Origin of the sequence: Micromonospora sp. DT68 (assembly GCF_049847245.1) — a bacterium.
In the GTDB taxonomy this organism is placed as follows: domain Bacteria; phylum Actinomycetota; class Actinomycetes; order Mycobacteriales; family Micromonosporaceae; genus Micromonospora; species Micromonospora profundi.
Map to the genome: position 1 here is coordinate 1 of NZ_JBNCNZ010000022.1, position 13724 is coordinate 13724.

A 13724-nucleotide genomic window follows, 5' to 3' on the forward strand; every position below is an offset into this window, starting at 1 on the left:
CGGACCGGACGTGGGAACCGGACCGGACGACATGGCCACGATCGCCGAACGGACCCCGCATGCGTTCTGCCGACCGGTGCACGCCGGTGGCAGCGGCGACTCCTCCGGACACACCGCCGTCGGCGTCCTCGCCGCGCTGCATGCCCTGTGCGCCGAGCGATTCGGGTCAGCCGACCTGTCCGCGCGCAGCTTCGCCGTGCTCGGCCTCGGCCGCGTCGGCGGCCACGTACTGCGCATGCTCGCCGAAGCCGGCGCGACCCTGGTGGCCGCCGACACCGACGAGGGCAGGCGCACGCTCGCCGACACCGCGGGTGCCGCATGGACCAGCCCGCAGGACTGCCTGACCGCCGACGTGGACGTGCTCGTCCCCGCCGCTCTTGGCGGTCTGCTCACCCCGCACACAGTGCCGACACTGCGCTGCGCCGCGATCGCCGGACCGGCCAACAACCAACTCGACACCCCGGCCGCCGCCGACCTGCTGCACCAGCACGACATCCTCTGGGCACCGGACATCATCGTCAGCGCCGGCGGCATCATCCACGCCACCGCCGTCGAGCTACACCAGGAAACCTCCGCCCAGGCCACCGCCCGGGTCCACGGCATCGCCGACACCCTCACCGACATCCTGCGCACCGCCCGCGCCACCGGCTCGACCCCGGCCGCCGCCGCCCGCTCCCGCGCCCGCCACCACATCGAAAACCGCCGCCGCTGACCCTGCCGCCACCCGACCCGCACCACCGATACCCGGCCGAAGCCCTCCGTCACAATCAGGAACACTGCTCTCGGCAAAGCCGTGAGCGACTGATCATGTTCCGGACGCCATGTAGTTCGCGGCAGATCAGCACTCCTGATCTTGGCGTTCGACCGTTTGACTGCGACGGAGGTTCTCAACTCCAGGAGGGATTGCGGCTCGGCAGCCACGGCCCGAACAGCGACTCGTACTCCTCACCAGTTTCGACGGTGAGGAGGAAATCAGGTGCGGTACCGGCCACCGCATCACGCAAGCGGGCCAGCAGCAGCGGGACAGTCGCCAGGTCCAACATCAGTGCTGTCGCGAGTTGGACTCGCTTAGCTCCAACCTCCGGCTGGTCTCTGAGCTCGTCGCGCTGCAGGTGCTCCGCAGCGGACTGCATGCTCACCAGATCCCCGTCGCCGGAAACTTCAAGCAGTCCCACCAGGACGGTAGCCCGATCATGACCTCCAAAGCTTCGGCAAGGCTATAGCCGATAAGGCCGGCCTGCCCTTCGGAGCTGGCATACAAGACCGGGCGGACCGAGCGGCGTTCACCGCAGAGGAAGAACGTGCCGCCAGTGAAGTCACCTGCTATGCCTTCCAGTGCCTGCCCGGACGACAGCCGGACAGCTTCGCTGTGATCACCGCGTGTGAGGTCAAACTCGCAGACCTCCCACAGCATCTCGGCGAGACTCAGGTCATGGCGAACCAATTCCAGGAGTTCGTCATCGCTCTTCACGCCGCGGACGGTAACAGTCAGCGGGGTCCGCAATCCCGCCGGACTGCGCCCTCGACATCCGCTCACCGCACGCTGCCTGCCACCTCGACACGCTCCCGTCCACGGCGGCCATCGCTGAGTTGCGAGCGCTTGGCGCGAACGGGAGACGGCCCCAAGAGTGAGTCCGACCGGACGGTCCGCTCATGGTTTTGACGGAACCCGGGCCGACTCGGCGTGACGCTGCGTAGCGCGGGCTCGCGGCTCGGCAGATGCGTGCATGGCGTGGCTCGGTGGAGGGCCGACGAGGCGCCCGGAGTCGGAGTACGCGCTGTTCCGGCAGTTCGGCGCCAAGCCGCCGGACGACCTCACCGGCGGCGCGGTCCTCAACGGGCCTAACTACGGCTCGCGCGCCGGCTACGACAACGGCTACGCACTAACGGCCAACCTGCCCGCGGCCGCAGCCGCGACCACCACCGGCAATCTGATCTTCTTCCCTAAGGTGAACGTCCTCGTGGTCTACCAGAAAGCCTTCGTCGCGCTGCCCGCCGACCTGCACGTCGTCCTGACCGACGCGACCACCCGCACCCGCACCCGCACCCGATGACCGCCGCCCGCACGCCCGACGCCGCCGCTCAGGCCGCCCACCCGCGGTGATTCCGTGCGCTAAGTAGATCCAGCCCCGGCGCCGGCCGCGTGATCGGCCGGCGCCGGATACCGGTTCAGCGCGTTCCGGTGCGGTGCAGCTGGACGGCGCCGGAGGTCAGATCGCGTGGGGCGATCCGGTCGACGTCGAACTCGGTGCTGCCGGGGCTATGGTCGTAGACGACCGTCCCGGTGGCGGTTTCGAAGACGACCAGACGGGCCCGGTCGGTGGGGATGCCCACGCAGTCGGTGCGGCCCGACGAACAGGCGTCCCAGCCGTAGATCACCCAGGTGTAGCCGGACCGGCCGTTGAGGGTTCCCGTACCACGGGAGGCGACCTTGCCGTCCTTGGTGAGCACGAGCCACTCCAGGGAGCTGGGTTCGAGCCGGAAGCTCGTCCCGTCCGTCCACGCCTTGCCCTGGCCGACCGGGATTGTGGCATTGCTGGTCTGGTACTGCGCGGTGTTGTGCAGCCATGTCTGGCCGGCCGGATGGTCGGCGGGAGATCGCTACCCTCGTAGTCGACCGAGCGGGGAGGAGAGCGCATGGCGGCGCTGGTCGAGCACACCGAGCTGTACGTCGATGTCGACTATCGACTGTTCGCGATGATCGACGACAGCAACGACCGGCGCAACGTGCCGCCCCCACCCCACGAGCTCGATCAATGGGTCAGCTCGACGCCGGGCTACGTGCTCGTCGAGAACATCGACGACGCCGTGGTGCTGGGTAGCGACACCCGGCTGGAAACCTGGGACGGGCCGGCCGACTTCGACCCGGCCGACTGGGACCGCAGCCACGTCCTCGATGTGGTCTTCGAGTCGGGCATCCTCGGGTTCTCCAGCGGCACGGCCGGCGGCATCGCCGACGCCTACCGCCTTCCGCCGGGCCGCCGATGGAGCGTACGGCTGGCCTGGCGCACCGAGGCGCCACCCGCTCCGGACGAACTGCCGACCGCGTCGGTCCTCATCCAGTTCAGCCCGGCCTGAGCCGCCGGGGCCGACACTTCGCGGTCGGGCGTGTCTGTCACCGTGTGCGGCAACACCCACGGCGACGCTGACTCTCGGCGCTGCTCAGCGCTCAAAGTGGGCAGGCACCCACCGGCTGCGGGCGGCGACCCTGGTCACGGCGATCCGGCGGCGCACAATCAGCGCCGGGACGCCGCCCCCGGCCAAGGCCAGAATGCTGCCCGTCGGCACGGGGTTCCGGCAGGCGCGCGACGTACCGGCCGACATGAAGGACTCGCGCGAACTCTCCCAGCCGCCTCGCGACCGAGCACTTCGCCTCTGGCACGCCTCGGCACATGCCTGACGGCCTGACAAGCCGGATTCTCGGAGACTCCTCGACCAACGCCGGACCTACACCCGTCCTACTACGACCCGTCCAGCCTTGCGTTCCTTGCCCCCGACAAGCGCGTTCCAGTCGAACACCGTCGCGTCGGCCAGACCAATGAACCTTGATATCGGCCCTCATGCGGAGTCGACGAGCCCGAGCGGCGGCAATGCACGATCGGAGGCCACGAACGATCGGCATGTCGACGGCGATTGCCACGTGCGAGCGTTCCATCACTGAGTAGCATCAATCCGACTCGGAGCGTCCACCGGGGGGAGCTCGGATGTCGCTGTACGGCAAGAACCTTCGCCTCGGTGCCCGCGGTGACGACGTGGTCGAGCTGCACCGGCTGCTCGACAGCGCGGGCCATCCCGCACCACCTGACGAGGTTCGCGGTCAAATATTCGAACGTGGCACGCAGGAAGCCGTCACAGAGTTTCAGCGCCGGCACGAACTCGGGGCCAGCGTTGTCGTCGACGATCGCACCGTGGCGGCCCTTGAGGGCCGTGACCCACCACCGGAGCGTCCGCGCCGCGTGGTTCGCGGCCAGGTGATGTATCGGCGCGGGTTGGCCATCTCCGGCGTCCATCTCGTGGCCCTGCACCGCGGCCTGCGCGACGACGTGCCGCTCGGCTCGGCGGTCACCGACGAGCGCGGCGAGTTCGTCATCGAGTACGACCCCGCCGACATCGGCCGCGACCAGGTCGACCTGCAGGTACGTGCGTTCGCAGGTGCGGACGAGGCCAGCGACGGCAGCGCCGAGTCGTCCCTGGCACAGTCGCGCATCTTCTACGCGGCCCAACCTATCGAAAAGGTTCGCATCCGGGTGAACGGCGGCCCGGAGACTCGCTGGTCCGAATACCAGCAAGCCGTCACGGAGCTCGACCGTCACCTCGACGGGCTCAGCATCGCCGACCTCGATGAGAAGAAAGGGATCCACGACCTGTCGCTGCTGGCCGGCAAGACCAACCAGCCGATGCGACGGCTCGCCGATCTGGTCGTGGCCCACCGACTCTCCGAGACCACTGGCGTCGCGCCCGAGGCGTTGTACGGGCTGGTCCGGCGGGGCGTGGCCACCGACCTCGCGTCGCTCGCCAGCCAGAGTGACGACCGGTTGCAGGCTGCCATGCAATCCGCCTCCGACCGCGGACTGGTGCCAGCCCGCGCCGTCGAGGACGTGGCGTCCGTGGCATCCGACATCCGCGCCGCCGCGATCAAGGTGCTCGCCGAGAGCCCGGACGCGTTGGGCGGGTTGCTGCATTCCCTCGACGGCATCACCGCACGAACGGCATACGTGGAAAAGCTCGTTCAACACGACGCGGTGTGGACCGAACCGGGCGATGACGGTGAGCTTCCGCATCTGTGGGAGACGGTGGCCGCGGATCCGCTGCTCGCCGAGCAGGTGCCCCGGCTGCAACTCAACATGCAGCTCGCCGCGCTCACCGGTGAACACGCCCCGCTCGTCGACACGCTGGCGAGCCGGCTCGACGGCGTCAAGGCGCTGTCGGCGTACTCGGTTGGCGACTTCGAGTCCTTGATCAGCGAGCTTCCCGACAACGACAGGGTGCCACCGGAGATCGACGCCGCGGTTGTCGCCGCGCTGCCGCACGGCACCCCACCGGAAGAGATCGAAAAGGCCAAGATCAGGACGTACGCCACGACGTTACGCGCCGTCGTGGCCGAGACCATGCCCACAGAAGTGCTGGCCAACACACTGTTGGCCGACGACGCGACGACAGGCGACGCGAGGACCTTCTGGCGCAACGTGCTTCGCGACGACACGACGTTCGACCTGCGCACGGGCATCGACCCCGCCCAACTCGACGAAGCGCTGTTCGACGACGTCGCTGATCGCGCCGCACTCGTCGACGAGGTCGCCACCGTCAAGCGGCTGTTCAATGTCACAAAGGATCCCGCGCACATGAAGGTGCTGCGCGACGCGGGCCTGGATTCGGCGACGGCGATCGCGCGGTTGGGCGCCTCGACGTTCATCGGCCGGTACGGCGAGGCGCTCGGCGGGCCGACACCGGCGTTGAACTACCTTACGAGAGCGGTAAACATCTCGGCGACCAGTGCAGCCATCTATTCGGCGTTCGCTCCCGAACTGAACGACACCCCGATGTACGTGCTGCCAGCGTACGACTACGAGGGCCGGGCCAATCTGGAGACGCTGTTCGGCTCCGCGGGCTACTGCGAGTGCGGGGACTGCAATTCGATTCTCAGCCCCGCCGCCTACCTGGCCGAGCTGCTCGGTTGGCTGGCCGATCGGCACCTGCCCGGCGGAGGCACCGCGCTCGACGTGCTCTACCGTCGCCGCCCGGACATCGGCGAGATCGAGTTGTCCTGCGCGAACACCAACACCACGCTGCCTCACCTCGACCTCACCCTGGAACTGCTCGAGAACCTCGTCGCCCCCATCGCCGACATCACTGTCGACGCCGCCGAAGCCGCTGAGCTCGATGCGCGCACCATCTCGGCCGCCCTGCGGGACGCGTTCGCCGCCGCGGGCGTACCGCTCGCCGAGGACCACGCGTGCTACGTCGTCACGCCCGACGAGCATTGGTTCCTCACCGACCATCGCGTGCTGTGGGTGCTGCGTCGCAGCTCACCGACGGAGCTCACCGCCCGGTTCGGCAGCTGTCAGACCGCAGGTACCGCGGTAGAACTCGCCGCCGAACCTGAACACCGCAACGCCAGGGCCTACGACGCGCTGCGCACCGCCGTCTACCCCGTCTCGGCGCCGCTCGACCTGTGGACCGAGGAGGTGCGCACCTACGTGGGGCACCTACTCGACGATCCCGACGCCCCCGCCACCCACCGCCGTGACCTGATGGTCGCGTTGGCCTCCCCCGCCGACGACCCGTACACCGATGTCGACATCGCATGCGAGTCGCTGGGCGTCACCGTCGGGCAACACACGCTCATGACCGGCCGTTCCGCGACTCCGTGGAGTGATTTCGGGCTCGCCGAGAACGGCAACCCCGTCGCGGTGTACGACGCGGTCGCCGAGGCGATGGCGACCGTCAACCTCACGTGGACCGAGGCGCTGCGCTGGGTCGCACAGGTGCTGCACCGGTTCGACGTCGACTACCCCGACCTGCTCGGCCTGCTGTCCAGTGAGTTCGTCGATCCCGACGACACCATCCGCATCCAGTCCGCCGACCCGCAGGACCCGGCGACCTGCGACGTCGCCAAGCTCGTCATTGTCGACTTCGACGCGGCGGCCGCCGACCGGATGCGCAGGTTCGTGCGGTTGCGTCGGGCGCTGGGCTGGACCACCCGAGAGTGCGACGACCTCATCGCCGCGCTGCGCTCCGATCTCGCCGACGTCAACGACCGGATCGACGACAAACTGCTGGTCGCACTGTCCTGCGCGGCCCGCCTGCACCAGCGGCTCGGCATCACCCCCGCCGAACTGCCCGCGCTGTGGGCGACGCTGCGCGCCGACCGGCCCGACGAGCTCTACTTCAAGCTGTTCGGCAACCCCGAAGTGATGCGGCCCAGCGACCCGGCCTTCGCCGTGGCCGAGGACGCGGGCGGTGCCATGGAGATCGCGTTGCTCGCGCTCGATCCCGCGCAGGCCGTGATCACCGCACATACGTCGGCCATCATGAGCGCTCTCAATCTGACCGCCGGTGAACTCGATACGTTGACGCGCACGCTGACCGACGGGCGCCTCACTCTCGCGAATCTGTCGGCGCTGTACCGCTTCAGTCGGCTGGCCCGCGCGCTGACCATGCCGGTCGACGAGCTGTTGGCGCTACGGGGCTGTGCCGCCGACGTGTTCCCGTCGGGAGTGGCCGGCCCGGCCGCCACCGAACGGTTCGTCGACCTCGTCACCGACATACGCGAGAGCGGGCTCACCGTCCCCGAGGTGGACTACCTGCTCTTTCACCAGACGACGACGCCCGGCCAGGCGATGGGCCCGTCGGAGGAGGAGCTGGCCGTACGCCTGGGTGAGACACGCGACGCCCTGCGCGACGTCGCGGCCGGCACCGAGATCGCCGGCCAGGTTCCGGCGGAGGCACTGCGGCGGTGGATGGCCCAACTGCGGTGGTCCACCCCGCTCATCGACGACGTGCTGGCCGTACTCGATGACACAGCGACGTTCGACGCGCCGTTGCCGGCCCCGCCGAACGACCTGGTTGTCCCGGCGGCGCTGCGGCCCCGCGTCACCGCCACCGACGGCCGGCTTCGGGTGCGGGGCGTGCTGACCACCGCCCAACGTGGCGCGCTGCTGAGCGCGCACACCGACGCCGCCTACCGGGCGGCCGTACACGCCGCCTACGACGCGCCGCGGACCGTCCTCTCGCGCAGCCTGAAAACGTGGCAGTGGCCCCCGTTGAGGGCCGGCCTGCCGGCGCTACCCGCCGACCTGGTGCTCCCCCCGGAGCTGCGCACCCGCATCCACCACGACGGACCCGCCGGCGAAATCGTCAGCGACGGCCCGCTCACGACCGACGAACGGACCCGGCTCGCCTCCCTGTCCGTCGATGCCTCGTGGCGCACCGCACTCGACGCGCTGGCCACCGCCGCCACCGCGTACGCGCCTGCCAACGAGCGCCGCCTGTTCGACGTCGCGGCGGTGAACGCGTTGCTCGACACCGCGGGCGACGCTCGGATAGCCGCGGTCGCAGCCGGTGTCGCGACGCATCTGCGCGCCGAGCTGAGCCACCGCGTGATCGTGTCCGACTGCTCGGAGCAGTTGGGCGTACCGATCGCACTCGTCGACGACCTGCTCACACACCGGCTCGTGTCGGCGGACGACCCGGCGCGACCGGCGCTTGCGGATTTCCTCGCCCCGTCGTTCGCCACCAGCCACCAGGACGTGCCGCTGACCGCGGTGAGCTTCGAGGCGCAGTTCCGCACCTATGTGCGGATGGCCAAGCTCGCACGCCTGGTGACCCGAATGGGTTGGACCACGACCGAACTCTCCTGGCTGGCCGACTACGGCGCCACCGTCGCGCCACGACCGATTCCCTGGCAACCCGCCTCGCAGGCGCCGTGGTGGCAGCCCGCGACGCTGCCGGTGACCCCGACGCCGCGCGACCCGGTGCCGCTGGCCGCGTTGCTGCGGGTGCTGCGGCTCAGCCGATGCGCCGCCAATCTCGGTCGGCCCGTTGTCTCCGCCCTGCTGGCGTCGGCACGCCAACCCGGCGCCACACTTGACGATCTCACCGCGGCCATCGCGACAGCGGCCTCCCGTGACAACCTCCGGGTCTCGGCCGCGGACCTGTCGACGCTGGCCACCACCACCGGCCTCACCGTCGCCGACTTCGCCGACGAAACGGGCCCTGCGGCGCAGCTGCGCGTCATCGGACTCGTCCGCCGCACCGGGGCGTCCGCCGCGCAGCTGGCTCAGTTCGCCGCCGTAGAGTGCGACGAGCGTGCCGCACGATCAGCGCGCGAAGTGGTGAAGGCACGCTACGACGACGCCCGCTGGCGCGAGGTGGCCGCGCCGCTCCGCGACGTGATGCGCCGCGCCCAGCGGGACGCTCTGTTGGAGTACGTGCTGGCCGACCCAGCCTCGGCGTGGCCGGCCCTGCACACCGAATCGGAGCTCTACCGCCACCTGCTTCAGGACAGCCGCACCGAGCCGATCGTCACGACGTCACGCATCAAACAGGCCATCGCGTCGGTTCAGCTGTTCGTGCAGAGCGCCACGATGAACCTGGTTGCCGGCATCGAGGTCGACGACGCCCTGGACCCGGGCTGGCGGGACTGGGCGTGGATGAAGAACTACCGCGTGTGGGAGGCCAACCGCAAGGTGTTCTGCTTCCCCGAGAATTGGATGGAACCGACGCTGCGCGACGACAAGACACCTCTGTTCGGCGAGCTCGAGTCCGCGTTGATGCGCGACGACGTCACCGCCGAGCTGGTCGACGACGCGTTCAGCGTGTACCTCGAGCGACTCGACGAACTCGCCCGACTGGAGATCCTCGGCCTCTACGAGGTCGACGCCGCCCCCGGTAACCCCGCCACTCTCTACGCCGTCGGCCGTACCCGCGGACTGACCCCGAAGTACTTTTGGCGCACCAGAATCGACTACGCCGAGTGGACACCATGGAGGGCCATCGACGCCGACATCAGTGAGCGTCAGGTGCTGCCGGTGGTATGGAACGGCCGGCTGTACGTGTTCTGGCCGATCTTCGCCGACATCACGCCACAGCAGGAGCCCGGCGACAAACCCACGCTGCCGGCGGGCCGCCGTTACGACATCTCGTTGGCCTACACCTACTTCCACCGCAACAAGTGGCAGCCCAAGCAGGTCACCGAAGTGTCGGTGCAGACGCAGCTCGTACCGGTCAACGATCATCCTGAGACCGTCAAGCAGAAGTTGGTCCTGCGGGCCGTCGTCGGGTCGCCCGATCTGTGGATCTGGCCCGAGTGGGACAACCCCGCCGTCAACGTCTCCACCGTGAATCCCGGTTACACGCCCGCGAACCCCGGTTACAACGCCCTGTACGCGTCAGTCTCGGGATTCCACTTCACCGGACGTAGCCGTCAGGTGGAGACCTACGGGCAGAGCATCGCGGGCATCTTCGAACCCACGGGCACGGTCCCGGCCGGGATGCTGTTCGCCCAGAAGGGCAACAATCGACTCAACCTGCCCGCGACGCTCGACTGGCGCACCGAGGCCATGGCGCTCGGCAGGTCGCCCAGCCCTTTCACGCTGGCGTACGCCCATCAGGATCAGTTCATCAGCGGCGCACGGACGTTCGTCTATCAGGACGGCCAGCGGTGCTTCGTCGTCGATCCCTCCACCGGCATCGACTGGGGCTGGTTCTTGGCCGACAAGGACAAGATCGACCCGTCCGTGGTGGGCAAGCTCAAGGCCAAGTACTACACCGACGTCACCACGTACATGCCCGAATTCGTGGTGCACCCCGACCCGGTGATCGACGTGGCCGCCGTGCACGGCACCACCGATCCGCTTCAGCTGGCGAAGCTGACCTCCACCACCGATGTCGCGATTCGTCCCAAGCGAGCCCTGGCGCGGCGCAGCCTCTTCCAGGTCGGCGACCAACGTCAATTCGTGTCGAAGGCCGACAAGTCGATGCTGAAGATCTCCGACTACGTGAGCCGCGACCGCATCGTCGCCGAGCTGGGCCCCGTACTGGTCTCCAAGCAGGCCCGGCGTTACCTCTTCAGCACCGCGTTCCACCCGTACGTCGGCGACTTCCAGAGCGACCTCGCCGCCGGCGGCGTCGAGCGGCTGGTCACCCGGGCAGGGCAGTCGCGGGCCGCGGACACGTTCGCGGCTACGTACAAACCCGAACGTCTCGTCAGCGAGCCGTATCCGGTCGAGGAGGTCGATTTCGCGCCCACCGGCTTCTTCCAGCAGTACAACTGGGAGCTGTTCTTCCACGCGCCGGTGCTGATCGCCACACGGCTGTCGGCGAACCGGCGCTTCGAGGAGGCGCAGCGGTGGTTCCACCTCGTGTTCGACCCCACTGACACGTCGAGACAACAGGTCCCGGCGCGCTTCTGGCGCACCAAGCCGTTGTTCGACGCGTCGGTGGACGGCGTCGCACCCCAACGGTTGTCGGACATCATCAACGCGCTCGCGGCCGGTACCGCCGACGCTGGGCTGTTGCGCCAGGTCGCGACCTGGCGGGCCAGCCCGTTCAATCCGTACGCGATCGGCCGGATGCGGGTGGTGGCGTTCCAGAAGATGGTCGTGATGGCCTACCTGGACAACCTCATCGCGTGGGGCGACCAGCTTTTTCGACAGGACACCATCGAGTCGATCAACTACGCCGCCAACCTCTACACCCTGGCCGGTGACATCCTCGGTGAACGGCCGACGGCCATCCCGCAACGTGTTCGGCCCCAGATTCGTACCGCCGTCAGCCTCGACCCGCAGTTGGAACGGCTGTCGAACACGATGGTGGCGATCGAGCAGCGCATCGGTTCGACAGCGCCGGACACCGTCGTCGTCGACCCAGACGCACCGCCGTTGTCCTGGCCGAGCGTCACCTACTTCGGAGTCCCCAGGAACGACAAGCTGTTCGGCTACTGGGACACCGTCGCCGACCGGCAGTTCAAGATCCGCAACTCCATGAGCATCGAAGGCGTGGTTCGCCAACTGCCGCTGTTCGAACCACCCATCGACCCCGCACTGCTGGTGCGCGCACGGGCGGCAGGGCTCGACATCGCGTCGGTGCTCTCCGAGGTGACCGCCGCACCGCCCACCTACCGGTTCCACACCCTGGTGGCCCAGGCGCTCGCGTTGGCCGACGACGTCCGCAATCTCGGTGGCGCCCTGCTGACCGCCATGGAGAAGCGCGACGCCGAAGCGCTGGCGATGTTGCGCGCCACCCACGAGACCGAACTGGCCGACGCGATCGAGGAGATCAGGCAGAAGCAGGAGGCTGAGGCCCGTCGACAGGTGGAGGTGCTGCGTGCGCAACGCGGCACGCTTGTCAGCCGCTACCAGCACTACCAGCAGCTGCTCGGGGTCACCACGGTAACCGTGCCACCGGAGGACATGCCGATCGCACCGGTCGCCGCGTCGGCGAGCGCCAACATCCCCAGTTCCGAAGGCGTGAAGCTGCTCAGCCATGACAAGGCCGAACTCGGCAGCCTCGAAAAGAGCCGCGACAGCCAGACCGCAGGGGCGGTGGCGCAGGGCTCCGGCAGCATCCTGTCGGTCCTTCCGACGTTCTCGTTCTCCGCCAAGCCGTGGGGCATCGGCGTCGGATCGTCGTGGGGCGGAGGCAATCTGGCGGCCGCCGCGAACGCCATCGGCGCCGTGTTCAACGCGAACGCCGCCAGCTCGGGCTTCGACGCCAGCAAGTCCAGCCGACTGGCCCAGGCGGTGGTACGCGAGCACGACTGGGTGCTTCAGCACAATCAGGCCGCCTCGGAGATCATGTCGACGGACAGGCAGCGGCTGGCGGCGGAGCTCCGGTTGGACGCGGCCACCAAGGAACTGAGCAATCACCGGATCGCCATGGGCCAGGCACGCCAGATGCAGGAGCACCTCGCCGGCAAGTACACCAACACCGAGTTGTACGACTGGATGTCGGCGCAGCTCAGCACGCTCTACTTCCAGAGCTATCAGGTGGCCTACGACACCGCCAAACGTGCCGAGCGGGCGATGCAGCGCGAACTGGGCACCGGGGCCACGCAGTACGTGCAGTTCGGCTACTGGGACAGCACCCGCAAGGGGCTGCTGGCGGGTGAACGCCTACACGCCGCCGTCACCCGCATGCAGGCCGATTATCTGCAACGCAACCGCCGCACGTACGAGCTGACCAAGCACGTCTCACTCGCCAACGTCAATCCGGCCGCACTCATCGAACTCCGCGAGACGGGAACCTGCACCGTCACGCTGCCCGAAGCGCTGTTCGACCTCGACCGGCCCGGTGACTATTGCCGTCGCATCAAGATGGTCAGCCTGAGCCTGCCCTGCGCGACTGGCCCCTACACCGGCGTCAACTGCACTGTGACGTTGCTGTCGAGCATGATCCGCACGGCTGCGACACCGGTCAAGCCGTACCGGAGCAGCGGAGTCGACGATCCACGCTTCACGTACGTCTCCCCCGTCGAGTCGGTGGTCACGAGCTCCGGCCGCGACGACTCCGGCATGTTCCAACCAGACCTGCGCGACGAGCGCTTCCTGCCGTTCGAGGGTGCCGGCGTGGTCGGCACGTGGCGCCTCGAACTGCCCGCCGAGTACCGGCAGTTCGACTACCAGACCATCTCCGATGCCGTGCTCACCGTCCGGTACACGGCGCTCGACGGGGGTCCGCAGCTCCGCGACGCCGCTCAGGCCGACCTCCGGGACGCACTGCTGTCCATGGAGGTCGGCGACGGCCGGAGCGGGTTGTACCGACTGCTGTCGGGCAGGCACGACTACTCCGACGAGTGGTACAGGATGTACTACCCGGCGGGCGACGCACCGACCCCGAGCACGTTCCGCGCGACGATCGGGGCGCAGCGTTTCCCGGTCACGTACGCCACGGCCGCGTTGGCGGTCGAGCGGCTGGCGGTGGTCGTGCGCTGCCTCGACTACGACACCGCCGACGACTTCACGATTAGAGTCACGAGACCCGACGGGCGAACCGACCAGCAGACCGTCCGCATCGTCGACACCGACCTCGGCGGCCTCCCCGTCGCCGTCTTCGAGTTCGACGGCGGGGGCGTGAAGATCGAGGACACGACGCCGTGGAACATCGAGTTCACCGCCCTGCCGAGTGCTCTGGGGCAGCAGGTCCAGGTCGGTGCGCAGCAGATAACCCGGCTCAGGCCCGACGCCCTCGACGACGTCGGCCTGCTCTTCGAGTACCGGTTCTGA

The 13724-nt window shown here is 68.6% G+C and carries 7 protein-coding genes; 4 read left to right on the forward strand and 3 right to left on the reverse strand.

All coding sequences use genetic code 11. The features are described from left to right. On the forward strand, positions 1-712 hold a 712-nt coding region (locus tag ACPXB1_RS27620), incomplete at its 5' end, for an amino acid dehydrogenase (RefSeq protein WP_425735999.1). 175 nt (positions 713-887) lie between these two features. Here ACPXB1_RS27620 and ACPXB1_RS27625 read toward each other — a convergent pair. Then, complete coding sequence (locus ACPXB1_RS27625; protein ID WP_355628139.1) at positions 888-1139, reverse strand: hypothetical protein; 252 nt, start codon at positions 1137-1139, stop codon at positions 888-890. After that, positions 1136-1471 (reverse strand): hypothetical protein, encoded by a 336-nt coding sequence (locus ACPXB1_RS27630; RefSeq protein ID WP_355628141.1) that lies wholly within the window; start codon positions 1469-1471, stop codon positions 1136-1138. The genes ACPXB1_RS27625 and ACPXB1_RS27630 overlap by 4 nt, the downstream gene beginning before the upstream one ends. 256 nt (positions 1472-1727) lie before the next feature. Here ACPXB1_RS27630 and ACPXB1_RS27635 point away from each other — a divergent pair, with 256 nt between their 5' ends. After that, positions 1728-2054: a hypothetical protein gene (locus ACPXB1_RS27635; RefSeq protein WP_355628143.1), complete on the forward strand. Its 327-nt coding sequence runs from the start codon at positions 1728-1730 to the stop codon at positions 2052-2054. A 115-nt stretch (positions 2055-2169) separates the two neighbouring features. Here the strand turns inward: ACPXB1_RS27635 and ACPXB1_RS27640 are convergent, their stop codons facing one another. After that, on the reverse strand, positions 2170-2451 hold the full coding sequence (locus ACPXB1_RS27640; protein WP_355593248.1) for a hypothetical protein: 282 nt from the start codon (positions 2449-2451) through the stop codon (positions 2170-2172). A 186-nt stretch (positions 2452-2637) separates the two neighbouring features. Here ACPXB1_RS27640 and ACPXB1_RS27645 point away from each other — a divergent pair, with 186 nt between their 5' ends. Next, positions 2638-3078: a hypothetical protein gene (locus ACPXB1_RS27645; RefSeq protein ID WP_355593246.1), complete on the forward strand. Its 441-nt coding sequence runs from the start codon at positions 2638-2640 to the stop codon at positions 3076-3078. Positions 3079-3704: 626 nt separating this feature from the next. Then, the gene (locus ACPXB1_RS27650; RefSeq protein ID WP_425736000.1) at positions 3705-13724 is read left to right on the forward strand and encodes a neuraminidase-like domain-containing protein; all 10020 of its coding nucleotides are present in this window, start codon (positions 3705-3707) and stop codon (positions 13722-13724) included.